Raw genomic sequence first — 24728 nt, forward strand, 5'->3', positions numbered from 1 at the left:
TATGATTGAGTATTATGGAGAAGCTGACGGCTTGGTTAAACCATGTCCGCTTAGTAAGTGCAAAAGGAGGAAAGATTGCACATAAATCGGAAAACAATTATAGCGCCTGAGCTGAGGAAATTGGACGAAGACATCTTCAGCAGACGAGGTGGAGGTTTATCGAAAATTCGGCGGATGCCTCCCGATCGACATACCCGATTGTCATTTTTCATTTTGAAAGCATTTAAGTGATTGAATGTACAGAAAATGGAGAAGGTATAAGTAAAGCAATAGATAAATAGGAAAACTTCACATATCGAAGCGAAGCACTATTTTAGATGGCTAAAATAGTACGAGGATGTGCGCGCATAAGTATGCTTATTTTTGAGATGAAAATAAGTGGTACGGTTTACGCCCACTGAAAAAATGTCGATAGGCTGAGGTCTAGTTTGTCATTGCGTCAATATGACAATATCGGAGGAAAAGTAATTATGTGTGGAATTGTAGGATATATTGGTGAATCAGATGCAAAGGAAATTTTATTAAAAGGGTTAGAGAAGCTGGAATACCGTGGCTATGACTCAGCAGGTATTGCTGTACGCAATGAAGAGGGCGTAACAATCTTCAAAGAAAAAGGTCGTATTGCTGACTTACGTGAGGCAGTAGACGAGGACGTTGCGGCAAAAGTTGGGATTGGTCATACACGTTGGGCAACTCATGGTGTCCCAAACCGTTTAAACGCTCACCCTCACCAAAGTACATCAGGTCGTTTTACGATTGTGCATAATGGTGTTATCGAAAACTATCATTTATTACAAAAAACATATTTAAAAGGCATTCCTATGAAGTCTGACACAGATACAGAAGTTATCGTGCAGTTAGTGGAGCTATTTGTGAAAGACGGACTGCAAACAGCAGAAGCATTCCGCAAAACATTATCACTATTACATGGTTCTTATGCACTTGCATTGTTAGATGCTGAAGCGGCAGACACAATTTTCGTAGCGAAAAACAAATCACCACTTCTTGTAGGTGTAGGTGAAGGCTTTAACGTAGTTGCGTCAGATGCAATGGCAATGTTACAAGTGACAGACCAATTTGTGGAATTACACGATAAGGAAGTTGTAATCGTACACAAAGGCAGTGTTGAAATTACAAAATTAGACGGCACAGTAGTAGAGCGTGCACCATATACAGCAGAGCTTGATATGAGCGATATTGAAAAAGGTACGTACCCTCACTATATGTTAAAGGAAATGGATGAACAGCCAACAGTTATCCGTAAAATCATCCAAGCATACGAAGGCGAAAATGGCGATTTAACAATTGATGCAGACATTTTACAAGCATTGCAAGCTGCAGATCGTTTATACATTATCGCTGCTGGCACAAGCTATCATGCAGGTTTAATCGGTAAACAATACTTTGAGAAAATGGCAGGCATTCCTGTTGAAGTTCATATTTCAAGTGAATTCGGCTACAATATGCCATTACTATCAGAAAAACCGCTATTCATTTTCATTACACAATCAGGTGAAACAGCGGATAGCCGCCAAGTGCTTGTGAAAATTAAAGAGCTAGGCTACCCAACATTAACAATTACGAACGTACCTGGTTCTACGCTATCACGCGAAGCAGACCATACGCTATTATTACACGCAGGTCCAGAAATCGCGGTAGCTTCTACAAAAGCATATGTAGCTCAAGTAGCAGTACTTGCAGTAACAGCATATGTGACAGCAAAAGCAAGTGGTAAAGGGTTAGAATTTGATTTGAAACAGGAACTTGCAATTGCAGCAAACGGTATTCAAACAATTATCGATTCAAAAGATGTGTTAGAAGATATAGCAGAAGACTATTTGAAAATTGCACGCAATGCGTTCTTCATCGGTCGTAACATTGATTTCTGCGTAAGTCTTGAAGGTGCTTTAAAACTTAAAGAAATCTCATATATTCAAGCAGAGGGCTTTGCAGGTGGCGAACTAAAACACGGTACAATTGCCTTAATTGAAGAAGGTACACCAGTATTCGCCCTTGTCACACAGGAAGCGGTAGCATTAAATATTCGCGGCAATGTGAAAGAGGTAGCTGCACGTGGCGCTTACCCATGTATTATCGCAATGGCTGGCGTAGATGAAGACGGCGACCGTCTAATCATCCCGCATGTCAATGAATACTTAACACCACTCGTTTCAGTAGTGCCATTACAGTTGATTAGCTACTATGCGGCATTACACCGTCGCTGCGACGTTGATAAACCTCGTAACTTGGCGAAATCAGTAACTGTGGAGTAAGGCTAGAGCGTTATTATGGTTGTTGATTAAAGATCCTGCTATGTATGCAGGATCTTTTTTTTATTCCACATTAGGGCCATTTAATTGAATGAAGAAATATAATGAAAAAGCCCCTTCAGACTAGTTTGAAGGGACTTTCCTATATAATTAGTGCATAATGCTAAAACCAAAATGATTATTTGTATTTTTTGGCTAGAGATTCACTGCCAATTGCCCCAATGATCGTCATGAAAAACGGTATAATTTGAAATAACAAAGAACTTTGTAAGAACACGATGTTTAAATCAAATAATTTATTACCTATTACAATGACTATTTTAGTTAGTATGAATAAAAATCCAATTATTAGAAGAATATCAAAAAACACTTTCCACCGTGGATAGACTAATTTTTGACTGTCTTTTATGAGTTTCTCTCTCAAAGAATTATCCCCCTTCACTAATTCATCAAGAGTAATATCAAATATGTAACTTAACTTAATTAACAATTCAATACTAGGGTAACTTTCTCCACGTTCCCATTTGGAAACAGATTGTCTACTAATATTAAGTTTTTCTCCAAGCTGTTGTTGTGACATATTATGCTTTTGACGTTCTTCTTTTATTTTTGAAGAAAAATACATATGATCAACTCCTATCCACAGTATATTTAATTGCACTAAAAAACAAAAGAACCGCATCGTTGCAAGGGTGTAAACTATTAGTTTCCCCTAGGGAACGGCATTTATTATTGTTTATAGTCCTGCATTTACCTGTTGATTATTGATAAAGAGGGATTTAACAGACTTTAAGTAAAGTACTAAAGTGGCAGTTTAGTCTGTGACTTTTATGGGGTTTTCTTAATTATAAAAGTTCTATTGTTATCCCGCTATGAGCGAAATTTTGTAATAACTGATAGGAAATCTAGATTTTGAGAAGTAATGCATTTAAGCAAAGTCGGAAATAAATAAAGTAAAGTGAATATTAGGCACCATGATTTTAACTTTGATGCCTTTTTTAAATTGAGTTTATGTTTTAGTTATGCCATTATAGGCTGCGATTCTTTGTATCTTCCTTCATTAATATGTCATTTAATGAAATAAAAAAAATTATGACGTATAGGTACCCTACATAATTGTGCACGAATTATCGGACGGGTACATTCAATCCCTGCTATTCTTTTGATAAAGGAGGTCATCACATAAATGGATTTGCTTAAAAACATGAATGGAGCATTAAAATATATTGAAGAAAATATTACGAATGAAATGGACTTCAAAGAAGTAGCTAGGATAGCTTTCTGCTCCGAATACCATTTCAAAAGGATGTTTTCCTTTCTTGCAGGTATTTCACTATCGGAATACATTCGTCGCAGAAGGCTTTCTCTTGCAGCATTTGAGCTTATAGATAGTAGCGTAAAGGTTATTGATATTGCAATAAAATACGGGTATAACTCACCTGATTCTTTTACACGAGCTTTTCAGAATTTGCATGGGATAACACCGTCAGAAGCTAGAAATAATGGCCATTCACTTAAAGCTTACCCACCAATGACCTTCCAATTGTCAATCAAAGGAGGAAATGAAATGAACTATCGTATTGAAGAAAAGGAAGCATTTCGCATTGTGGGTATTAAAAAAAGAGTGCCTATTATTTTCAGCGGGGTTAATCAAGAAATTGCTACAATGTGGGAAAGTTTAGATGATGAAACGATAAATAAACTAAAAAGCCTTTCTAATGTTACACCTTTAGGACTAATTAGTGCCTCCACGAACTTTTCTGAAGGCAGAATGGAGGAAAAAGGAGAGCTTGATCACTATATTGGAGTAGCTACAACAAAAGGATGTCAAAATAACCTTGTGCAACTTGAAGTTCCTGCCTCAACTTGGGCTATTTTCGAAGCAATCGGACCATTTCCAGATACGCTACAAGATGTGTGGGGGCGCATTTATTCAGAATGGTTTCCATCCTCAAACTATGAACAAATAGAAGGTCCAGAAATTCTATGGAATGAACATAAAAATGTAACCTCACGAACTTTCAAGAGTGAAATATGGATACCAGTTTTAAAAAGTAATAAGAATTCTAATTAAAATTTTAAATCATTAAGTGAATTTTTCGTTTAACTTTTAGATAAGAGGAAGCTACATTTTGTTTACTTTTTTATATTAGTTGAGAGAAAGATTCTTATTCATCAATCGGCGCGATTCTGTAATAAGCATGAACTTGAACGGTATATTGAAAATACAAACGTATAAAAAAGAAATTAAAAAGATTGAGCTCGGTACAATACCGAGACCGAGTTCAATCCTTCATAACTGCTTAACTTAATAATGTCTAAATTTTGGGTGTCCTTTCAAAAAAGAATGGGCACCCATTTTTCATTTAAGGGTCATCATTCAGTAGGGAAAATAGGTATTAAACATGAAAAATAAACAGCTACATGTTTTCTAGTATATTTTTTATAGGCTTTTGAAGTACGTCTATAATGGCAGCGATGATAGCTGTTACTAAAATTCCTATTAGACCAAGGGCTATCGGACCTGCTGCGTCTTCACCCGTGAACATAGCGAAAATCCTTAAGTAAACTATTAATAACAAAATGAAGATAATAATTGTAAACGCACACTTTTTTATAATCTTCAAGGATTTAATGGAAAACTCAGAAATAGCATTGTTTATACTGATATAACTTAATAGTTTATATATTTGATACAACGCAACAAAAAACGTAATGCATACTCCATAGGCACATATTAACAATGGATATATCGAGTAATCTCCTGGACGTACTTTCGCATCTCGTATAGCTGCTTGAGGTAACCAGTATAGACAAACAGCAAGTACCGCCACTCCAATTAGAAAAGCAATGGTCTTTAAGAAAAAAATTGAACTTAGTTTAACATTCATTTGAAGCACCTCACTGATTTAATAATAAAATAATTAAATACGATATTAGTCTATTTTTTATCGTTTATCAATATATTTATTTTGTTTTTCGTTAAATTATTATTGTTATTCAAAAGTTTGTTTAATAATCATATAGGAATCGTACTTCAGTCAGGGGGTGCTGCAAAATCAGATGTGATTGGCGCAAGAGATTTAATTTTATTTCAAGCCATATTGTGGCGTATATTAAAAGCCCGATAATTTATAAAAAAGTTTAATCTAATTACTTTTATAAGATGGTCTATGAATAGGCAATTTTCGCAGAACACAAAAAGAGTTAGTAGTGGTGAATATTTTGTGGTTACCTATTTGAGGTATATTTGCAATTGTATTTGGTATGTTTTAGGATATGTATAATAGTAGATATTCTTGGGAGGGCTGTAAAATGCTTGAATTACGGAAAATAAGCGGGGATAACATAGATGAAGTAATGGCACTGAGAGTGGGAGAAAATCAGAAAGACTTTATAGAAACGACTAACCTTAAAAGCTTTGGAGACGCTCATATGTTGAATGATGACGGGATACCAGCGACTCCCATTGCCATTTATGCAGATGGCGTTGCGGTTGGATTTTTGATGTACATTTACGATACGATGGATCATGAATCATTTGAAAATGAGGTTTTTTACGGAAAGAAGAGCTATTTTATTTGGCATATGATGATTGATGAAAGTTATCAGGGGAAAGGATATGGCAAACTAGCCTTTGAAAAAATGTTGATGGAAATTGAAACTTTGCCAGATGGTGAAGCAGAATATGTAGCTCTCTTTTATCGAACAAATAATATCATAGCTAAAACATTATACGTTTCATTTGGTTTCGCAGATACGGGAATCATTCAGGATAATTCGATGTTGGCGATTAAAAATCTAGAGGTCGAGTGTGATGCTTAAAATATTTAACATTACTTATAAAAACAACAACGGAATGATGTGAAATATCGCTTCTTTCCTGTTGCCCAGTTTTCTTTCAAATTGTAAATTTAATATTTTAAAGTAGAGGCATTTCTTTGTAATAGGAAATGCTTTTTAAATTTTATCTCAAGTTTGTGTAAGAACTATTTATTATATAATGATAAACAATCTATATTTATTGTAAAACAATAAATTTTATGTTAAATTTATTTTGTCATTACATAACTGAGGTGCTTAATATGAATGTTAAACGAGGCTCAACTACTTTTTTAAAGGTATTTCTTTTTCTGGCTGGAATTGCAGTTCTTGCTTTATGTATATTTTTAGTGCCCCGAATAGCGAATTTCGCATCAACTTTGTATCCAAATATTGCACTGATGAAATATCTCATTTTCATTGTAATGTATGGAGCAGCAGTCCCTTTTTACTTTGCGCTCTATCAGACATTTCATCTTTTACGGTACATTGAGGAGAACACGGCGTTCTCAGATTTATCGGTAAAGGCGTTAAAAAACATTAAGTACTGCGCAGTGACAATTAGTGGTTTTTATATAGTAGGTATGCCGCTTTTTTCGTTTATAGCGAAGAAAGTTGACCCTCCTGTTGGATTTATAGGACTTATTATTATATTTGCTTCGTTCGTTATCGCTGTTTTTGCTGCTATCCTCCAACGACTGCTACAAGAAGCGATTAACATAAAATCAGAAAATGATTTAACGGTCTGAGGTGAATGATATGGCGATTATTATTAATATTGATGTAATGTTAGCAAAGCGGAAAATGAGCGTCACGGAGCTTTCAGAGAAGGTTGGGATCACTATGGCGAATCTTTCTATACTGAAAAATGGGAAGGCAAAAGCAGTTCGATTTTCTACACTAGAAGCGATATGTAAGACTTTAGATTGTCAGCCTGGAGATATTTTGGAGTACAAAAGCGATGAAGATATACAATAAAAACAGGCAATAAATTTTCATGAACAGTTGTTGATAGAAATGCTAAAGGATAGCTACATTGTATTATTTAAAAAATAAGCTATAAAGAGTAATCTCTTTATAGCTTATTTATTCGTTATTTATGCTCGTTCAATAGTTGAGTGGCTGGCTTTAAAAAGAACCAAACAATTAACAAAGTTATTAGTGCTAATATAAAAGTCCCCATATAAATGAAATGTACACTAGAAGCTAATGCCTCTTGGGAATCAGTTATTACATTTGTTGTCGTTCCTCCATGTCCGCCAGAGGAAACAAGATCAAGGTGTTGAATACCATGTGCATGGATCATCGTGTTGAACAGCGCTCCGAAAACTGCAGCTCCTAATGTTTGGCTAAACGTATTGATAAATGTATTTAAGCCAATTGCTGTACCGCGCGTTTGATTGGAAACAGCCGTTTGAATCGTTACCATGTAAATAGGTGATACAAGCCCCATACCTAATCCGAATAATCCGACGCCAACATAAATAAGGAAGGCTTGTGAATCTGCGGACAATGTAAATAATGTAAAGGCAGCTACAGATAGAACGCTAACCCCAATGAGAATGATTTGTTTCGTATTTAAGCGTCCAACTAATTTACCTGAAAAAATAGTCCCAACTGTCCACATAACAGGCAGTGGCATTAAAATGAGCCCTGCATCTGTTGCATTTTTCCCTAATACACCTTGGCTCCAAATTGGCAGATACATTGTAATACTAATAAGCATTGCACCTGAAATTAGTGTGAGTATATTAATAGTAGATAATGTACGGTTAGAGAACAGTGCTAGCGGAATTAATGGCTCTGGAGATTTTTTCTCAATAAATAAGAAAATAATAAATGACACAACGGCAAAGATTAATAGACCGATAATGGTCATGTCTCCCCAGTTGTTCTTACTGCTACCAGTTAATAACGCATATAGAAGAGCAATTGCACTTAAAGAGAAGACAGTCGCACCAAGATAGTCGATATGATGCTTAGCAGGCTTAATAGATTCTTTGTAATAAATGACTATCATTATACAAGCGATAATGCCAAAAGGAACATTTAAAAAGAATATATAACGCCAAGAAAGAGAATCAACTAAAAATCCGCCTACTAATGGTCCGATAACACCAGAAATACCCCAAACGGCACTAATCCACCCCTGTGCTTTTGCACGGTCCTTCACTTCGCTATATAAGTCACCGATAATGGTCATTGTAATTGGCATAATAGCGCCTGCTCCTAGACCTTGAAGGGCACGGAAGATAATAAGCTGTTCCATTGAAGTCACGACACCGCAAAGAGCAGAGCCGACTAAAAATATTGTAGCCCCAATAAGTAAAACTTTTTTTCGACCGAATAAATCCGCTAGTTTCCCGTATATAGGCGTCGAAACGGCTGTAGCAAGCATATAAATGGCATATACCCAGCTAACAAGTTCAACACCTGATAAATCACTTGTTATACGGGGGATTGCTGTACTAATAATTGTTCCTTCTACAGCAGAAAGGAATGTCATTAACATTAATGACACTATAACTTTTTTTCTCATAAATTACCTCTATACTTCCATCTAGTTAAATTTCTTCCATATATAACTTACATTTAAATCTGCCAAATAACAAATCTAGTTTCCTAGTATGTCATACTGGAGGCTGCTAAAATTGTAGATAAAATGCAAAGAAAATCTAAGTCTAAAGGAAAACACGCGTATTTTCAATATTAGAATGAACGATTATTTTAATTCTCTTTGCTTAAATCGTCTTTTTGATCTGAATAGGTTTTAATAAAAAACCCATCGGTCTCTGACCATTCTGCATACAAAATATCTTGAATAATGGGATAGCCTTCCTTTTGCAATTCAGTATAAAGCCATTCTTTTGATTTGCCTGTATATCTTAAAATTTCCTCGTTAATTGCTCCATCATCTACAAATAGAAAATTAATTGAATCATCTTTTGGCTCTAAATTGAGCATTGCTGGTGTGACCGCATCGAATTTAGCATATTTTTTTAAGCTGACTGTACCACCTGGTTCCAAGTACAAATCACATACTTCTCGCAAAGAGAAGACTCCGTGTTGCCGTAGCATAATTCGTAATTGCTCCATCTCTAAGTGATTGGCTTCCAGTTCTTTTAAGTTGAATTCACCATCTCTAATGAGGATAGAAGATTCACCTTTCAGAAGAGCTCTTATTTTATCATAGCGTTGTGATACATTTTCGATGATAAACAGCATGACGCCCCATACAAAAACCGCAAACCAGACATGAAGCGGTGAAATTTTGTTATCATAGATGCTTTCTTCTAATATGCCACCAAGAACAATGGAATAAATAAAATCAAATGGGGTGAGCTGTGATATTTCTTTTTTGCCCAACAAGCGCGTTACAAGTAATAAAGCAATAAACCCAAAAAATAACTTCAATCCAATATTCATATATGTCATAAAATCAACTCCTCTGTACTAAATTTTTTTAAGCAAAATAAGGATACGAATACCGTACCCCATCTAGTCATAGTCCAGTTCATTGCATAAGCGCCTGTAGTGCGCATACAAATGGTTCTGGTTGTTCGTATTAACTTCTAGCAAACACCGAAGTATTGATTAACGCTTTGCCCATCTTCCTCTCATATAGGTAGTGTTCTATACCCAATCTGCGGAAATATTCAACCTCTGAAGCGGAGCATTAAAGCCATCATTTTAAATTCAATATTAGCAATCGTTTACCAAATATTAATAAGGTATAATATCCATATAATTTAGGTTTTTTAAAATAACTAAATAGCAAAGGAAGAAATTATGAGGATTGAAAAGGGAACGGAACACAATCTTGAAGAAATTGAATCTTTATATAATGATTTAAATGATTACCTTGAGGCCCATATAAATTACCCAGGATGGAAAAAAGGGGTCTATCCAATAAAAGAAACTGCACAAAATGGCATACAGGAAGGCAATTTATATGTGTTGCAAGATGGGGATCATATTGTGGGCACTGTCATCTTAAGACATGAACAAGAAGCAGCTTATTCTACAGCGGATTGGCATAATAATTTCGATGATGAAGACATATTGGTAGTAAATACTTTTGCTGTACATCCTACATATCTTAATAAAGGGCTTGGAACAAGACTTATGGATTTTATTATTCAACATAGTAAAGAAATGGACATAAAAGCTATTCGTTTGGATGTATATGAAAAAAATAAACCAGCGATTAAACTTTATAGAAAATATGGATTTGACTATATTGATACGATTGATTTGGGATACAGCGAATATGGTTTAGATAAATTTGAACTTTATCAAAAACTACTCTAAATCCAAGTTTTAACGAGCAGTTAGCTATACGGAGTAACTGCTTTTTTCTTTTTAAAGTAATTTAACAATGCAATCTGCGTGCACCTATTATTTTTGACTAAAGTCAGTATTAATAGAAAATAATGAATTGACAAAAAACATCAATTGATTTAAAGTAACGAATAATCGAATGGAGGAGATTATATGTCGATTTTAAATCGTCTACTGTCCACAACTACACATCATCATATCCATTAGTTTTGCTATCTTTATTAATTTTTTAATAATGAATAGGAAGACTATTTCCCATGAAATCGTATAACTAAGCCGAAGTTGGAGCTTATGTTGGTACGGTTTTTTTATTTTTTTAAAAACGAAGGAGTGAAGATGATGAAGAAAATGGATTATCAAAATGTTAGAGGAACACAAGATTATTTACCTGAGCAAGAGTGTATTCGTCGTAAAATTCGCCGTACATTAGAAGATACGTTTATTGCATACGGATGTAAACCACTCGAAACACCTATTTTAAACTATACAAGTTTAATGGCATCTAAATATGCGGGGGGTACTGAAATTTTACAAGAGATGTATGTGCTATCAGATCGTGGAGAGCGTGAACTGGCACTACGCTATGATTTAACGATTCCATTTGCAAAAGTAATAGCGATGAATCCTACATTACCGATGCCATTTAAACGTTATGAAATAGGCAAAGTGTTTCGAGACGGCCCAATTAAGGCGGGAAGATTTCGTGAGTTTACACAATGTGACGTAGATATTGTAGGGGTTGATTCACAAGCAGCAGAGGCAGAATTGATGATAATGGCTTTAGATACTTTTGAAAAGTTGGAACAAAATGTTGTGATTCAATATAACAACCGCAAGTTATTAGTAGGCTTACTTAGTATTTTCGGTGTAAATGCCGATGCCCAAAGTCGAGTGATTTTAATACTAGATAAAATTGAAAAAGTCGGGAATGCTGCTGTTCTAACGGAGTTAAAGGAATTAGGCTTAGACGCATTGGTACTAAAAAATATCGAAGATTTTTTATTGGATAATAGCAAAACTACACTTGCTTATTTTGCTCAATATAAGGAACCCTCCATTCAAGAAGGTTTAGCAGAAATGCTAGAACTAGAACGATACTTAAATATGCTGGGCATTTCGCAAAGTTGTTTATTTAATCCCTTACTAGCGCGCGGGCTAGAAATTTATACAGGTACGATTTATGAAATTTTCGTAAGCGATGGCCTTATGACATCGAGTATTGGAAGTGGAGGACGCTATGACAATGCAATTGGTGGCTTGTTGGGAGGAACAGAAAGGTTTGCCACTGTAGGAATTTCATTTGGGTTGGACGTTATATTTACTGCCATGATGTTGGGCGAACGAAAGAAACAGGAAACATTCGTTGATATTTATATTATTCCAATAAATACAGTAGCGGAGTCTCTTGTATTAGCAAGGGAATTGCGGAAAGCGTATCGTGTGGAAGTAGAGCTTAATGGAAAAAAAGTAAGAAAAGCAATGGATAAAGCGAATCGAGATAACACTCCATTCGTCATTGTGTTAGGAGAGGAAGAAGTGAAGCAAAATCAATATGTTATAAAGAACATGGATACTGGAGAGACCTCTATTGAAAAATTTGTTTTCAATTCATACATTTAATATTTCTTCAATATCAGACGTAAGGGGAGACATGATGGAAATTCGTATTTTAAATAAATCAGATGCTCAGTTGTATCAAGAGGTGCGATTAAGTGCATTACAAATTAATCCAGAGGCATTTGGTTCAACCTATGAGCGTGAAGTAAACTTTTCATTGGATACCGTCGCAGAGCGATTAGAAACAACGAACGATAAATTTGTTCTTGGTGCTTTTAATGAAAACAATTTGTTAGTTGGAATCGTTACTTTTATGCGCGAAAGCAATATGAAAACAAGTCATAAAGGAAATGTTTTCGGCATGTATGTAGCACCAGAAGGTAGAGGGCAGGGAGTAGGGAAATTACTTATGCGTAAGCTTATAGAGAGGGCAAAAAGTTGTGAAGGGTTGGAGCAAATTAAGTTAACGGTTGTCTCTGACAATATATCAGCTAAAAAATTATATATGTCTTTAGGCTTTAAAGTGTACGGAGTAGAACGGAATGCCCTTAAATTTAATGGACTGTATTGTGACGAGGATTTGATGGTTTTACATATGTAGGTGCTCCAAAAATGAGCTGAATGATTCCTCGAAGTACTTAGCTCTAAAGTATAGAGCAGCAGGAAAATGAAATACTAGATTCTTTTTTTAGTTTTGTAGTCATTTACTATAATAGAGCTATTTTTATACAACAAAGGGGGAGGATGAGTTGCATCTCTTTTTAGAGAACATAAAAGATCTATCTTTTTTAATCATATTACTTTCTAGTTTTATTTATCATAGGCAGCTTAAACTAACGAAATGGAAAAGGAAGCTGTCGAAGGGTGAAATGGTAATGTATGTACTCACATCCATAGCAATTCCGATCTATGGGATTATTTATTTGGCACAGCTTTTTGGGACGTGAAAGAGGACAGAAAATTAAAGTAGTTGAAGAAAAGCATCTTTTTTCTTCAACTGCTTTTTTTATGTACGCATAAGTTGTTACATCCCGAAGATAGAAGAAATAAAGGGTTTGACAGCAGGAAAAATTAAACATACCAAATATTCTAAAAGTACATATTGAAATTATTTTTATGCGATTTTATAATGAAAATGATTATCATTATCATTATCATTATATTGTAAATTATTTGATAGGAGGAATAACATTGAATTCTGTTAAATTAATTGGCTTAAGAAAGATGGTAATGTTTTTAGTTTTGTCATTGGCTTTATTGTTAGCTGGATGTGGAAATAAGGACTCTGAGGAAGCATCTAATGCAGATGACAATAAAACAACTCAAGAAGAAAGTAATACTGACAACAGTAGTACTAAAAATAGCAGTCGAGAAGTCTCTCATTCACTAGGAGCGACAACAATAGAAGGTACACCAACGAAAATTGTAACCCTTTATCAAGGGGCAACAGATGTAGCAGTGGCATTGGGGATAAAGCCGGTAGGTGTTGTAGAATCTTGGGCAGATACGCCAATATATGAATATTTACAAAAGGACTTAGAAGGGGTACCGCTTTTAGGAGAGGAAACACAGCCTAACTTAGAAGAGATTGCTAAGCTTAAGCCTGATTTAATCGTAGCTTCTAAAAATAGACATGAGGAAATATATGAACAATTATCACAAATCGCACCGACCGTTGTGCACCAAGATGTATTTGATTTTAAAGGTACAGTAAATTTAATCGGGGAAGCGACTGGTAATGAAGATAAAGCAAAAGAATTGCTTGGGAAATGGGAAAATCGAGTAACTGATTTCCAAACGAAAATTAAAGCTAAGTTAGGTGACAAATGGCCAATTAGTGCTTCAGTTGTAAATTTTAGGGCTGATCATGCACGTGTATACCCAGCAGGTTATGCTGGTGAAATTTTGACTGAGCTTGGCTTTAAAGGGCCGAAAAATATTACAGAAAGTCCATTGCCTATCGTCCTAAGGTTTACGGATAAAGAAAGTATTCCGCAAATGGATGCGGATGTTATCTATATGTTCTATATCGAAGATGAAGCTACGAAAAAGACAATGGAAGAATGGACAAGCCATCCATTATGGAAGGAGCTTGATGCTGTTAAAAACGATCAAGTATTTCGAGTTGAAGAAGTGTACTGGAATTTTGCGGGTGGTATTTTAAGTGCACATATTATGTTGGATGATATTTATGACAGATTTGAGCTAGAAAAATAAGCCACTGTTCATAAATTGGCAGGGAATGGCGGATAGCATTTCCATTACATCAAATAGGGGCTCAGCATATGAGTCCCTTCATTTCTAACAGCTACTTCCCCAAGGGTTAGTGGCAGTGTTTCAAAAGAAACTAGAAATATGGATAAGAAAGTAGGAGTGCAATGCAAAATTTGCTTACCAGTACCTCAATGAAAAGAAGTGTTTTAATTATTTGTTGTGTGTTGCTGATTGTAGCATTTATGTTAAGTGTAGCTCTTGGTCAAACGTCTATTCCATTTCAGTTAGTGTACGATGCCTTTTTCAATTATGATGCATCGAATGCAGAGCATGTTATTATTCGAACATCGCGTTTCACAAGAGCTGTTGTTGCTACTGTAGTTGGAGCTAGTCTTGCTATAGCGGGGGCTCTAATGCGGGCTTTGACGAGAAATCCTTTAGCCGCTCCAGATATTTTAGGCGTTAACGCAGGTGCATTATTTTTTATAGTATGTGCCATTACCTTTTTTTCTATGGATTCGCTTATTCATTATATGTGGGTTGCCTTTTTAGGAGCTGGTATTGCTGGGGTTCTTGTGTTTTTTCTAGGTTCATTAGGAAGAGATGGCTTAACTCCAATAAAGATAGTACTAGCAGGCGCTGCCATTTCGGCATTGTTTGTATCTTTTACACAAGGGTTATTAGTCATCGATGAGCAAGGCATACAAAGCGTGCTTTTCTGGCTAGCAGGTTCTGTCTCAGGAAGAGATATCAATATGTTGTTGCCTGTACTACCGTTCATTGTACTAGGTGGTAGCTTTGCATTCTTTATGGGTAGGTCCATCAATATTTTGCAATCAGGGGATGATATTGCAAAAGGCTTAGGGCAACGCACCATTTTAACGAAAGTCGTTATGGGTATTATTGTTATCTTACTTGCTGGCGGCTCTGTCGCAGTTGCTGGGTCAATCGGGTTTATTGGCTTAATTGTCCCGCATATGGCAATGGGTTTAGTGGGCACAGACTACAGATGGATTATACCGTTTAGCGCAGTAATTGGTTCAACATTACTATTGTTAGCAGATATTGCGGCTCGCTTTGTGATTATGCCGTTAGAAATGCCAATTGGTGTTATGACAGCCTTTATTGGTGCACCCTTCTTCATTTATATAGCACGAAGGGGGTTAGCGCGAAATGCATAAATATATAACGGTTCGTACAAAATCGGATAAAGTATCGTTTCAACTATCTAAGAAAGTCGCGATGATGATCATTCTCCTTTGTATTGTGCTATGTGCCATGATGATGCTTGCTCTTTCAGTAGGTAGCGATTTTATATCTCCAGTGACTGTATTAAAAGAATTGTTGGGCTATGGTACGGGTGAATATTTTTTTACAATACAAACATTACGTCTGCCTAGAGTTTTACTTGCATCGTTAGTCGGCATGGCGCTTGCTGTATCAGGATTAATATTACAGGGCATTATTAGAAATCCTTTAGCTGCGCCGGATATTATTGGTGTAACAAGCGGTGCATCAGTAGGTGCGCTAATATTTCTTGCATATGCAACGGTAAGTATTCATTATTTACCATTAGCAGCCATTATAGGGGCAGGAGCAGTATCGTCGATTATTTATCTTTTGTCTTGGAGAAAAGGTGTGACACCCATTCGCATAGTGTTAATTGGTATCGGTATCTCTGCACTTATGAAAGGGATAGTGACAATGCTCATCGTGATGGGAGAGGAAGTTCGTACATCAAGAGCTTATATATGGCTTACAGGTAGCTTGTACGGCGCGAATATGCAGGATGTTTATTTATTGCTCCCGTGGGTCATCATTTTGATTTTAATAACGTTTGTAATGGCAAGAGTTATTAATGTAAAAGAATTAGGTGATGATATTGCATTAGGTGTAGGTGTGAGAGTACAAGTATACCGTTTAATGTTCCTGTTAATTAGTGTTATGCTAGCCGGCTCAGCAGTAGCTTTTGTAGGTGGTATTGCCTTTGTGGGATTAGTAGCACCCCATATTAGTAGAATGCTGGTGGGACGTTCATTTGCAGCACTCATCCCGATTTCGGCAATTGTCGGAAGTATTATAGTTATTTTTGCAGACATTATTGGTCGGACGGCGTTTCTACCAAAAGATTTACCAGCAGGTGTGTTTACCGCAGCAATTGGGGCTCCGTTTTTTATTTATTTACTGTTCCGTACAAGAAATCACAGTGTATAGAAATGAACATGGTGTGATACATAGGGAGCATTATATTAATAGTCTTATATAACGGTACAATATAGAAAGAAGGTGTATCTATTTTGAATCATATATTAGAGGCAAATGCTTTAACAGTTACCTATGGTAGTGCCAATATACTTGAGGATTTACATTTACAAGTACCTGAAGGGAAAATTACGGTTTTAGTAGGGGCTAACGGTAGTGGTAAATCAACATTATTACGTACGTTTGCCCGCTTAATAAAGCCAAAGAATGGTCATGTTTTATTAGATGGGAAAAAAATTCGAGATTTATCTACAAAATCAGTTGCGAAACAATTAGCGATACTGCCACAAGGACCAATAGCACCAGAAGGATTAACAGTTTTACAGCTAATTAAACAAGGTAGGTACCCTCATCAAAGCTGGATTAAGCAATGGTCCACAGAAGATGAACAGATTGTGAATCAAGCATTGGAGGCAACGCAGATGACGCCATTTGCTAATAGCCCTGTTAATGCATTATCTGGAGGGCAGCGACAGCGGGCGTGGATAGCGATGACATTGGCGCAAAAAACAGATTTAATTTTATTGGATGAGCCAACTACTTATTTAGACATGGCGCACCAAGTAGAAATTTTAGATTTATTATTTGATTTAAATAGCAGAGAAAATTGTACAGTTGTTATGGTTTTGCATGATTTAAATTTGGCCTGCCGTTATGCGCATCATATTGTAGCGGTGCGCGATAAAAAAGTTTATGCACAAGGAATGCCTGCAGATATTATTACGAATAATTTAGTGAAGGATGTATTTGGAATGGATTGTACAATTATGAATGATCCTCTTTTTGGAACACCTTTATGTGTGCCGCACGGAAAAGGCATGTGCTGTCTTAGAGACTGAGCGGGAGGGACTTTTATGTTAAATGTACAAAATAATAAACTATTAACGCCCTCAGAGGTTGCTATTTTAACAGAGAACTATCGTTACACGGAGACAAAATTGCCTGCATCACCTTATTCAATTACATCTAAGGCTTTGCTGTGCAGTGAGAATTGCCGTTTATATTTACAAACCATTTCACCGATTTTTAACTCCACTTCTTTAATGGTTACCGCTTCATTATTCGGGAAGCGTTATAGCGTTTTAACGATGGGTGCCTCTCTATATACGATGTCGATGCTACAGAAGGGGCTGAATATATCAATCGACAATGTAAGCGTGGAGTCAAGCTATCAAGAGGAATTATGGCTTCCACGTATAGGGCTAATAGATGCTCAAGTAACTTTGCCGATAAGTAACAGAGAAAGATGGCGAGATCAAATTTTACAATCAATTTTTGCTGAAAACATCGCAAAAGTATGGTCTATTTTGTCAGCTACTACTAAAGTTTCAAAGGCTGTTTTATGGGAACATGCGGCTATGTATATACATTGGTTTTATGAAACTCAATTTAGACAAGGTGCAAGTGAAGTTGAAATAGCCTACTTAGAAAAAGATTATCAGTACATTATGTCAGATGCTCCAGGCTATATATTTGGCGAGCGTAAAAATCCATTTACTAGATACAATACACCTAAGGTAATGGCAAGAGGTGTTGATAAGCCAATTAGACTACGTAAAACTTGCTGTTTTTATTATTTAACCTCTGAAGAAGAACATGATTATTGTATATCATGCCCCAAAATGACAACGTGAAAATAGTTTGTAGTTTTACTCCATACCTTTATTGGGTACATTTCAACAAACAGAAGCATAGGATACTTTTATAATCTGTGAGAGGATTGAGAAAATGTACTATGTACCTTATTATGTAAATGTCCCAATGTATAGCTACGGTAATCAGCCTATGCACTTGCCTGTTCCTTATGAGGCAGTCCTTCCTAATCAAGCAGGCTATGGTAATCATAATCAATTGACTACCGATTTTGGAAAAAAACCTTTTGTGGTTGATATGGAAGAGGCAACTAAGCTTAATAATACGTACCGTACTGCTATTTGGTCAGGAAATCATTTGCAAATAACGGTTATGAGTCTCCGTGTTGGGGAGGATATTGGTTTAGAAATGCATCCAGATGTTGATCAGTTTTTATATATAGAACAAGGGCAAGGGGTTACTCAAATGGGGAGTAGTAAAGATAATTTAACCTTTGCTAGAAATGTCTATGATGATTATGCCATCGTCATACCTGCTGGAACATGGCACAATGTAACCAATATAGGAAATGAGCCATTAAAGCTATTTTCGATTTATGCTCCTCCTAACCATCCATTTGGAACAGTTCATACTACAAAAGCAGATGCAATGGCTGCGGAAGCGGGTTATGGTCATTAGCAAATGATAGATATTTAATGATAGGCAAAGTTGTTGAAGCAACTTTGCTTTTTTATATGCTATGAAAAATCAATTTTAGCAGAGTGATTGACGAAACAAAAAATACCGTGTTATAATTATCTCGAATTCAAGATAAATTAATTCGAGATATTAACGTAGGTTTACAAATTGTTTCTTGTTGGAAGTTTGAAGTAACACATTTTTAGAAATTATTACAAGAGAAAGCAAATTATTTGCAGAGGAGAATTGTCATTATGAGCAAACATACAGAAGGTATTCACCATATTACAGCTATTGTTGGGCATCCACAGGAAAATGTTGATTTTTATGCAGGAATTTTAGGTTTACGATTAGTCAAACAAACGGTCAATTTTGACGACCCAGAAACATATCATCTTTACTTTGGTAACAGTGCTGGGAAACCAGGTACCATTATTACATTTTTCCCTTGGGCAAATGCTTATAAAGGACGAATCGGTGATGGACAAGTTGGCGTTACAACATATGTGGTACCAGAAGGGGCATTGCCTTTTTGGATTAATCGTCTTGCGAAATTTTCTATTCCATTCAAAAAAGCTGAACGCTTTGGCGAACAAGTCGTGCAATTTGATGATCCGCATGGACTTCATCTTGAATTAGTTGCACGTGCAGAAGGCGAATTGAATAATTGGACAATTGGCGAGGTTACGCAAGAGGTTGCAATAAAAGGGTTTGGTGGAGCAACACTTTATTCAAGTCGTCCTCAAGAAACAGAAAAGGTATTAACAGAGGTAATGGGGCTTGAAAAAATCGCAGCAGAAGGGGAATATGCCCGCTTTAAATCAAGTGCCGCTATTGGAAATATGATTGATTTAAAAACGGTACCTGGCATACGTGGTCAAATGGGTGTTGGAACAGTTCACCATATTGCTTGGCGCGCAAAGGATAATACAGATCACTTAGAATGGCAAGAGTATGTAATGAATCATGGGCAACATGTAACAGAAGTAAAAGATCGTAATTATTTTAATGCGATTTATTTCCGTGAAGCAGGGGAAATTTTATTTGAAATTGCGACAGATCCTCCAGGATTCGCACATGACGAAACAGCTGAAACAATGGGTAGTCAATTAATGTTACCATTGCAGTATGAGCCACATCGTGAACAGTTGGAAAGAACATTAATACCAATCAAAGTTCGTTCGGTTGATTGATAAAAAGGGGGGATGGAACTTTTGATTTCGATTGATCCTAAGAAAAATACAGAGCGTGAAAACTATAAATTATTAACTGGTAGTATTATTCCGAGACCGATTGCTTTTGTGACGACAAAGTCAGAGCAAGGTGTTATAAATGGCGCACCGTTTAGTTATTTTAATATCGTATCATCTAACCCGCCGATGATTTCTTTAGCCATTCAAAGATCAAAAGGGTACTTAAAAGATACTGCTCGTCATATTCAGTATCAAGGGCAATTTGTTGTGCATATTGTAGATGAAGATAATGTTAGCCAGGTTAATGAAACAGCGGCTGCTCTGCCTGTAACTGAGAGTGAAATTGAAAAGGCCAACTTGAGTCTTATAGACAGTCATTGTATTAATGTACCTGGTGTTAAAGAGGCGAAAGTTCGGATGGAGTGTCGCTTAGTACAGACAATCCCTTTACTGAATGGGGAGGAGCGGACAGGCGATTTATTTATCGGCGAAGTCGTACATTTTCATTTAGACGACACGATTTATTATGATGGCAAGATTAATCCAAGAGCACTAAAGGCTGTTAGCAGGCTTGCAGGATCGAGTTATGCAAAAATAGGAGAGCTTTTTGAAATAGAACGTCCTAATTAATCAGAATGAAAATTTGGACAAAAAAATATGCTTGTGAATGGAGTGTACGAGAAATCGACGGGTCTCCATTCATGAGCTATTCTTCTCCTTGAACGGATATGTTCAAGGTCCATTTAACCTCGGTTATTGCATTTCCTGGCATGCCCAAGCATCAATCTCCACCTTGAATACTGGCGCAGCAAGTGCTACTACATACAACATCGTCATACATGGGACGTGATCGCCAAAAAAGTCAGTCATCACTTTTTTTCTTTCTGTTAAGTCGAAATCCCCAACTAAGTAAAAAACTACTTTTGTTAGATCATCAACAGTCATGCTAGCACTTTCGAGATTTTTTTTAATATTGTTAAGTGCTAACTTCAATTGAGCTATTGGATTTTCAGGCACAGTGCCGTCAACTTCCATTCCTATTTGTCCTGATAATGTTAGCCATTTATTGGGCCCTGTAATTTCTATTTGGTGTACATATGGTGCAACAGGTTGATGAACTTCCTTGGGATTTCTTGAGATTTTCATTTAATCAATCCTTATCTGGTCGTATTTAGTGAAATTTCTAAAATATCGTACGAAAATTAACATAAAACCATTAATTTGATGCTGTTTACAAAAGAAGTTACTTTGGATATCGCAGTTTATAGGGTTATAATAGAAGTAATAAAAATAAGGCTTTAACGCTGGTATAGCTTTCAATACACTATGATTAATTGTATTGTCTTTCATTTTAATTTGAAAAGTGTAAAAAATCTATAATATATAGATTTACTTCTTGAATTAGGAATTGTTATGAGTAAGAAAACATCCTATTGTTATATTTTATAGAGTAATAGAAATACTCTTCTAGACAGAGATTTTTTCCAGTAGCTCAAATAATGACATGAAAATTATATATATTGATAACTACTATTTTGTCTGCTTGCTTTATAATATCCTATTTTGTAAGTAGGCAGTTGAGGCGGAGCCGTTTTGTGGAAGGAGCGAATGCATGAGTAATTTTTTTCGAAGTAATGGATTTAAACGTTTTATTATTCTAGCGGGAATCGCTGTTGCATTATATTTAATGCGCAGTATGATTAACCTTATTCTTCTCACATTCATTATGACCTACTTAATGAATGAGCTCTCTACTAAGGCGACTAAAGAGTTTAGACGTATTGCGCCAATCAATGAAAAAGCGATGATAGTTACGCTGTATTTATTACTTGTTGCTGGGATCATTGCTGTTATTTATAAGTATTTGCCTGTTGTGACCCAACAGATAACACAGCTGTTTGATTTAATTGCAGCCTTTAATCTCAATCCGAATGATAATGAGATTGCGAGATATTTAGCCCCAACATTTGAGAAGATTGAACTCGGTAAATATTTGGAGCAAGGTGTAGACATTACACTTAAAAATTTAACGAACATTGGTAAGGTCATTTTGCACGTTTTCATCGCACTTATTTTGAGTTTGTTCATTCTTCTGGAGAAGAAGCGAATTATTGAATTCACTGCAAAATTTAAAGATAGTAAAATTGGTCCGCTTTACGATGAGTTAACGTATTTCTCTAAAATATTTATTCGTTCTTTTGGTAAAGTGATTGAAGCACAATTTATCATTGCTGCGGTCAATTGTGTTTTATCTGTTATAGCGCTCTCGATCATGGGCTTCCCACATTTAATTGCACTCGGAATAATGCTTTTCATTTTAGGTTTAATTCCTGTAGCAGGGGTTATTATTTCATTAGTTCCGTTGAGCATTATCGCTTATAGTATTGGTGGCCCGATGTACATTGTCTACATTCTTATTATTGTAGTGGTGCTACATGCTATCGAGGCATATTTCCTAAATCCAAAGCTCATGTCTGCTAAAACGAATCTCCCTATTTTTTATACATTTATTGTGATCCTTTTCTCAGAGCAATTTCTTGGGGTATGGGGACTCATTATCGGGATTCCGTTATTTATGTTCTTGCTCGATGTTCTAGGTGTAACGTCCACCGAGGGAGAACCTAAACAATCTGTAGCTATAAAAGTAAATAAGTAAATTAAAAAAGGAAGCATCGCTCTAGGCGCATGCTTCCTTTTTAGGGTGCCAGGCACTCAAACAATTTCTATATGTCTTGCCAAGGAAAATCCACGTAGACTCCTGCGGGAACGCACGTAATGTAAGACGCAACAAACCGCGCGATAGCGAGGGTTGCGGCTTACGTCGTGCTCGCGGAAAGCGAAGTGTTAGGAGCAATATTATGCTAGGAATGGGTGCCAGGCACTCAAACAATTCTCAAACAATTATTGGCGTTGATTGAAGCGGAAAGCGCCGCTTGTAACGCAAATCAACGATAGCAGTATATTACCCGTTAGTTGGAAAAAACCGCCCGCGGCTTTCTTCGGATATATAAGAAAATCAGCAATGCAGTAATACCTTCTGCGACGGGGAAAGTCCACCAAATTGCTTGTGCGCCTAGTAATTTAGGTAGCAATAAGAGCGCTGGAATAAATAAAATAATACTGCGTAGTAACATAATAGTTGTTGCAAGACGAATCTTTTCAATAGATTGGAAAAACTCTGCAAGTACCATATTTAAGCCTAAGAAAACATAGCCAATTGCAAATTGAACAAAACCTTGGGTTGCTATATGGCGAATTTCAAACGTACTATCGCCGAATAGGGCTATTAATTGGGAAGGGAATAGCATAGCAATAATGGCAATGCTTAATCCGAGTATAAGAGCGGTTGCTAAACCAATTTTCAAAAGTGCAGTTAATCGCTTTGTTAATCTGGCACCATGGTGGTAGCTGACAAGAGGTTGTAGAGCCATACCGATACCTAGGAATACGGTTAATAATACTGTATGAATATAGTTAACCATTGCATATGCTGTTACACCGTTTGCACCAAGGTAGTGCAAAAACGATACATTATATAAAATCACGATAATCGCCATAGAAGCCTCTACGATAAAGCTTGGTAAACCGATGGCAAATATTTTCTTCAAATCGGATAAGTTGAAAAACGTAGATACAAATTTTAATTCAGATTGCTTTCGGAAGAAATGGAGACATAGCACCGACATGCCGATGATTGTAGAGATTGCTGTCGCTAAGGCGCAACCTTTTACACCGTAATGGAGCACGAAAATAAATACGTAGTTTAATATTATATTTAAAATGGATGTAGTAATTAAACCCATCATTGCGAGCTTTGGATTTCCATCATTGCGAATAAAAATACTTAGTAAGTTTTCGATTGTGTAAAAGACACCAAATATTAAAATTACATGTAAGTATTCTTGTACATAAGGATAAGTAACATCACTTGCCCCAAAAATATAGGCAATTTCTTTTAAGTTAAATAAAAGTACTAGCACTAAAGTTAAAACTACTGCAAGCATTGATGTAAACGCTAGTGTAAAAAGCTGATGTGCTCGTTTTTTATTGCCCTCCCCAAGTGAAATGGAGTACAAAGTGGCACCACCCATACCAATCCATAGGGAAATTGATAATAAAATGGAGAAAATCGGCACGGCAATATTGACGCCTGCAAGAGCGGTCGGGCCAACTCCGTGACTGACAAATATACCATCAACTAAAATGTTTACAGACATGAGTAGCATCCCAATCATCGCTGGGAATAAGTAGGATAAAAACAATGGCTTTAACGGTCTTGTTTCAATTGGATTAATTGTCGTCATGAGCAAGTACCTCTCTTACCATCACCTTTTCGCCCTTTTCATCTAATTCGCCGTTAAAGACAAATCCAAACTTTTTATAGAGCTGAATGGCTACTTTATTGTTGTCATAGACGCTTAAAAATATTTTTTGGCAATTGTATTTTGCTTGTAAGAAATTGATAAGCTGTTGTAAAAAGTACTTTCCAAGTCCTTTATGCTGATAACGCTCATCAATTAGATAGCGGTCTAGCCAAACGCGTTGTGTATCATCCTCATGTGGAAATACACCATACATTGCGAAGCCTACCGCGATATCCTCCTTATACAAACCAACTGGAACAAATCGACGATCGTCATGTGCCTCGTCTAAGCACTCCTGTGTACTTTCAATAAAGTTCTGCTGATTGTCAGCGATGTGTAAAGCTAATACTTCTTCTTTGTTTAAAGCTGTGATGTCACGTATTTCCGTGAACATAATGTCAAAACCTTTCTAAATTTATTGTGAATAGCTACAA

Annotated in this window: 24 protein-coding genes; 17 read left to right on the forward strand and 7 right to left on the reverse strand. The window is 36.2% G+C overall.

Annotated elements, in window-relative coordinates:
* Positions 1-470 precede the first annotated feature (470 nt).
* Positions 471-2273, forward strand: coding sequence for a glutamine--fructose-6-phosphate transaminase (isomerizing) (gene glmS, locus JNUCC52_RS14915; protein ID WP_337982225.1), 1803 nt, complete (start codon positions 471-473; stop codon positions 2271-2273).
* Between the two features lie 175 nt (positions 2274-2448).
* On the opposite strand, the gene JNUCC52_RS14920 is transcribed toward glmS, so the two are convergent.
* Positions 2449-2895 (reverse strand): helix-turn-helix domain-containing protein, encoded by a 447-nt coding sequence (locus tag JNUCC52_RS14920; RefSeq protein ID WP_337980221.1) that lies wholly within the window; start codon positions 2893-2895, stop codon positions 2449-2451.
* Positions 2896-3456: 561 nt separating this feature from the next.
* On the opposite strand from JNUCC52_RS14920, the gene JNUCC52_RS14925 reads away from it, so the two are divergent.
* The gene (locus JNUCC52_RS14925; protein ID WP_337980222.1) at positions 3457-4344 is read left to right on the forward strand and encodes an AraC family transcriptional regulator; all 888 of its coding nucleotides are present in this window, start codon (positions 3457-3459) and stop codon (positions 4342-4344) included.
* A gap of 346 nt (positions 4345-4690) precedes the next feature.
* Here JNUCC52_RS14925 and JNUCC52_RS14930 read toward each other — a convergent pair whose 3' ends face one another.
* Positions 4691-5161 (reverse strand): DUF2975 domain-containing protein, encoded by a 471-nt coding sequence (locus tag JNUCC52_RS14930; RefSeq protein WP_337980223.1) that lies wholly within the window; start codon positions 5159-5161, stop codon positions 4691-4693.
* A gap of 424 nt (positions 5162-5585) precedes the next feature.
* Here JNUCC52_RS14930 and JNUCC52_RS14935 point away from each other — a divergent pair, with 424 nt between their 5' ends.
* From JNUCC52_RS14935 to JNUCC52_RS14945, 3 genes are all read left to right on the forward strand, one after another.
* Positions 5586-6095, forward strand: coding sequence for a GNAT family N-acetyltransferase (locus tag JNUCC52_RS14935; protein ID WP_337980224.1), 510 nt, complete (start codon positions 5586-5588; stop codon positions 6093-6095).
* A 260-nt stretch (positions 6096-6355) separates the two neighbouring features.
* Positions 6356-6841: a DUF2975 domain-containing protein gene (locus tag JNUCC52_RS14940; protein ID WP_337980225.1), complete on the forward strand. Its 486-nt coding sequence runs from the start codon at positions 6356-6358 to the stop codon at positions 6839-6841.
* A gap of 10 nt (positions 6842-6851) precedes the next feature.
* Entirely contained in the window at positions 6852-7070 is a 219-nt protein-coding gene (locus JNUCC52_RS14945) for a helix-turn-helix domain-containing protein (RefSeq protein ID WP_173479287.1), read from the forward strand.
* Positions 7071-7185: 115 nt separating this feature from the next.
* Here the strand turns inward: JNUCC52_RS14945 and JNUCC52_RS14950 are convergent, their stop codons facing one another.
* Together JNUCC52_RS14950 and JNUCC52_RS14955 are read right to left on the reverse strand one after the other, a co-directional pair.
* Positions 7186-8631, reverse strand: coding sequence for an MDR family MFS transporter (locus JNUCC52_RS14950; RefSeq protein ID WP_337980226.1), 1446 nt, complete (start codon positions 8629-8631; stop codon positions 7186-7188).
* Positions 8632-8819: 188 nt separating this feature from the next.
* The gene (locus JNUCC52_RS14955; protein ID WP_173479289.1) at positions 8820-9527 is read right to left on the reverse strand and encodes a DUF421 domain-containing protein; all 708 of its coding nucleotides are present in this window, start codon (positions 9525-9527) and stop codon (positions 8820-8822) included.
* A 354-nt stretch (positions 9528-9881) separates the two neighbouring features.
* Between JNUCC52_RS14955 and JNUCC52_RS14960 the strand changes: the two genes are divergently transcribed.
* The 11 genes from JNUCC52_RS14960 to JNUCC52_RS15010 all read left to right on the forward strand — a co-directional run bounded on the left by JNUCC52_RS14960 (position 9882) and on the right by JNUCC52_RS15010 (position 20560).
* On the forward strand, positions 9882-10403 hold the full coding sequence (locus tag JNUCC52_RS14960; RefSeq protein ID WP_337980227.1) for a GNAT family N-acetyltransferase: 522 nt from the start codon (positions 9882-9884) through the stop codon (positions 10401-10403).
* A gap of 369 nt (positions 10404-10772) precedes the next feature.
* Entirely contained in the window at positions 10773-12053 is a 1281-nt protein-coding gene (locus tag JNUCC52_RS14965) for a histidine--tRNA ligase (RefSeq protein WP_337982226.1), read from the forward strand.
* Positions 12054-12084: 31 nt separating this feature from the next.
* Positions 12085-12591, forward strand: a complete 507-nt coding sequence (locus JNUCC52_RS14970; protein ID WP_337980228.1) for a GNAT family N-acetyltransferase — start codon at positions 12085-12087, stop codon at positions 12589-12591.
* 623 nt (positions 12592-13214) lie between these two features.
* Positions 13215-14207 carry an ABC transporter substrate-binding protein gene (locus tag JNUCC52_RS14975; RefSeq protein WP_337982227.1) on the forward strand — a complete coding sequence of 331 codons (993 nt, stop codon included), beginning with the start codon at positions 13215-13217 and terminating at the stop codon, positions 14205-14207.
* A gap of 161 nt (positions 14208-14368) precedes the next feature.
* Complete coding sequence (locus tag JNUCC52_RS14980; protein WP_337980229.1) at positions 14369-15385, forward strand: FecCD family ABC transporter permease; 1017 nt, start codon at positions 14369-14371, stop codon at positions 15383-15385.
* Entirely contained in the window at positions 15378-16418 is a 1041-nt protein-coding gene (locus tag JNUCC52_RS14985) for a FecCD family ABC transporter permease (RefSeq protein ID WP_337980230.1), read from the forward strand. The genes JNUCC52_RS14980 and JNUCC52_RS14985 overlap by 8 nt, the downstream gene beginning before the upstream one ends.
* An 83-nt stretch (positions 16419-16501) precedes the next feature.
* Positions 16502-17305, forward strand: a complete 804-nt coding sequence (locus JNUCC52_RS14990) for an ABC transporter ATP-binding protein (RefSeq protein ID WP_337980231.1) — start codon at positions 16502-16504, stop codon at positions 17303-17305.
* A gap of 15 nt (positions 17306-17320) precedes the next feature.
* Positions 17321-18100, forward strand: coding sequence for an IucA/IucC family C-terminal-domain containing protein (locus JNUCC52_RS14995; protein WP_337980232.1), 780 nt, complete (start codon positions 17321-17323; stop codon positions 18098-18100).
* 94 nt (positions 18101-18194) lie between these two features.
* Positions 18195-18737, forward strand: a complete 543-nt coding sequence (locus tag JNUCC52_RS15000) for a cupin domain-containing protein (protein WP_337980233.1) — start codon at positions 18195-18197, stop codon at positions 18735-18737.
* Between the two features lie 254 nt (positions 18738-18991).
* Positions 18992-19930, forward strand: a complete 939-nt coding sequence (locus JNUCC52_RS15005) for a ring-cleaving dioxygenase (RefSeq protein ID WP_337980234.1) — start codon at positions 18992-18994, stop codon at positions 19928-19930.
* Positions 19931-19951: 21 nt separating this feature from the next.
* Positions 19952-20560, forward strand: a complete 609-nt coding sequence (locus JNUCC52_RS15010; protein ID WP_337982228.1) for a flavin reductase family protein — start codon at positions 19952-19954, stop codon at positions 20558-20560.
* A 123-nt stretch (positions 20561-20683) separates the two neighbouring features.
* Here the strand turns inward: JNUCC52_RS15010 and JNUCC52_RS15015 are convergent, their stop codons facing one another.
* Positions 20684-21076, reverse strand: coding sequence for a RidA family protein (locus JNUCC52_RS15015; protein WP_173479291.1), 393 nt, complete (start codon positions 21074-21076; stop codon positions 20684-20686).
* Between the two features lie 466 nt (positions 21077-21542).
* Between JNUCC52_RS15015 and JNUCC52_RS15020 the strand changes: the two genes are divergently transcribed.
* Positions 21543-22586, forward strand: coding sequence for an AI-2E family transporter (locus tag JNUCC52_RS15020; RefSeq protein ID WP_173479292.1), 1044 nt, complete (start codon positions 21543-21545; stop codon positions 22584-22586).
* Between the two features lie 313 nt (positions 22587-22899).
* On the opposite strand, the gene JNUCC52_RS15025 is transcribed toward JNUCC52_RS15020, so the two are convergent.
* Both JNUCC52_RS15025 and JNUCC52_RS15030 read right to left on the reverse strand, forming a co-directional pair.
* A complete protein-coding gene (locus tag JNUCC52_RS15025; protein ID WP_337980235.1) occupies positions 22900-24234 on the reverse strand; it encodes an MATE family efflux transporter in 1335 nt (444 codons plus the stop codon).
* On the reverse strand, positions 24221-24688 hold the full coding sequence (locus JNUCC52_RS15030; protein ID WP_173479294.1) for a GNAT family N-acetyltransferase: 468 nt from the start codon (positions 24686-24688) through the stop codon (positions 24221-24223). Before JNUCC52_RS15030 ends, JNUCC52_RS15025 begins: the two co-directional genes overlap by 14 nt.
* Positions 24689-24728 lie beyond the last annotated feature (40 nt).

Source organism: Lysinibacillus sp. JNUCC-52 (genome assembly GCF_015999545.1).
In the GTDB taxonomy this organism is placed as follows: Bacteria; Bacillota; Bacilli; order Bacillales_A; family Planococcaceae; genus Lysinibacillus.

What these genes read in the sequence shown, in the direction of transcription:
- JNUCC52_RS15015 (WP_173479291.1), bottom strand. Translation starts at nt 21,076, where the DNA reads ATGAAAATCTCAAGAAATCCCAAGGAAGTTCATCAACCTGTTGCACCA.
- JNUCC52_RS14935 (WP_337980224.1), top strand. Translation starts at nt 5,586, where the DNA reads ATGCTTGAATTACGGAAAATAAGCGGGGATAACATAGATGAAGTAATG.
- JNUCC52_RS14940 (WP_337980225.1), top strand. Translation starts at nt 6,356, where the DNA reads ATGAATGTTAAACGAGGCTCAACTACTTTTTTAAAGGTATTTCTTTTT.
- glmS (WP_337982225.1), top strand. Translation starts at nt 471, where the DNA reads ATGTGTGGAATTGTAGGATATATTGGTGAATCAGATGCAAAGGAAATT.
- JNUCC52_RS14980 (WP_337980229.1), top strand. Translation starts at nt 14,369, where the DNA reads ATGCAAAATTTGCTTACCAGTACCTCAATGAAAAGAAGTGTTTTAATT.
- JNUCC52_RS14925 (WP_337980222.1), top strand. Translation starts at nt 3,457, where the DNA reads ATGGATTTGCTTAAAAACATGAATGGAGCATTAAAATATATTGAAGAA.
- JNUCC52_RS14945 (WP_173479287.1), top strand. Translation starts at nt 6,852, where the DNA reads ATGGCGATTATTATTAATATTGATGTAATGTTAGCAAAGCGGAAAATG.
- JNUCC52_RS14920 (WP_337980221.1), bottom strand. Translation starts at nt 2,895, where the DNA reads ATGTATTTTTCTTCAAAAATAAAAGAAGAACGTCAAAAGCATAATATG.
- JNUCC52_RS15025 (WP_337980235.1), bottom strand. Translation starts at nt 24,234, where the DNA reads ATGACGACAATTAATCCAATTGAAACAAGACCGTTAAAGCCATTGTTT.
- JNUCC52_RS15020 (WP_173479292.1), top strand. Translation starts at nt 21,543, where the DNA reads ATGAGTAATTTTTTTCGAAGTAATGGATTTAAACGTTTTATTATTCTA.
- JNUCC52_RS14955 (WP_173479289.1), bottom strand. Translation starts at nt 9,527, where the DNA reads ATGACATATATGAATATTGGATTGAAGTTATTTTTTGGGTTTATTGCT.
- JNUCC52_RS14995 (WP_337980232.1), top strand. Translation starts at nt 17,321, where the DNA reads ATGTTAAATGTACAAAATAATAAACTATTAACGCCCTCAGAGGTTGCT.
- JNUCC52_RS15000 (WP_337980233.1), top strand. Translation starts at nt 18,195, where the DNA reads ATGTACTATGTACCTTATTATGTAAATGTCCCAATGTATAGCTACGGT.
- JNUCC52_RS15030 (WP_173479294.1), bottom strand. Translation starts at nt 24,688, where the DNA reads ATGTTCACGGAAATACGTGACATCACAGCTTTAAACAAAGAAGAAGTA.
- JNUCC52_RS14970 (WP_337980228.1), top strand. Translation starts at nt 12,085, where the DNA reads ATGATGGAAATTCGTATTTTAAATAAATCAGATGCTCAGTTGTATCAA.
- JNUCC52_RS14950 (WP_337980226.1), bottom strand. Translation starts at nt 8,631, where the DNA reads ATGAGAAAAAAAGTTATAGTGTCATTAATGTTAATGACATTCCTTTCT.
- JNUCC52_RS14965 (WP_337982226.1), top strand. Translation starts at nt 10,773, where the DNA reads ATGAAGAAAATGGATTATCAAAATGTTAGAGGAACACAAGATTATTTA.
- JNUCC52_RS14930 (WP_337980223.1), bottom strand. Translation starts at nt 5,161, where the DNA reads ATGAATGTTAAACTAAGTTCAATTTTTTTCTTAAAGACCATTGCTTTT.
- JNUCC52_RS14975 (WP_337982227.1), top strand. Translation starts at nt 13,215, where the DNA reads ATGGTAATGTTTTTAGTTTTGTCATTGGCTTTATTGTTAGCTGGATGT.
- JNUCC52_RS15005 (WP_337980234.1), top strand. Translation starts at nt 18,992, where the DNA reads ATGAGCAAACATACAGAAGGTATTCACCATATTACAGCTATTGTTGGG.
- JNUCC52_RS14960 (WP_337980227.1), top strand. Translation starts at nt 9,882, where the DNA reads ATGAGGATTGAAAAGGGAACGGAACACAATCTTGAAGAAATTGAATCT.
- JNUCC52_RS14985 (WP_337980230.1), top strand. Translation starts at nt 15,378, where the DNA reads ATGCATAAATATATAACGGTTCGTACAAAATCGGATAAAGTATCGTTT.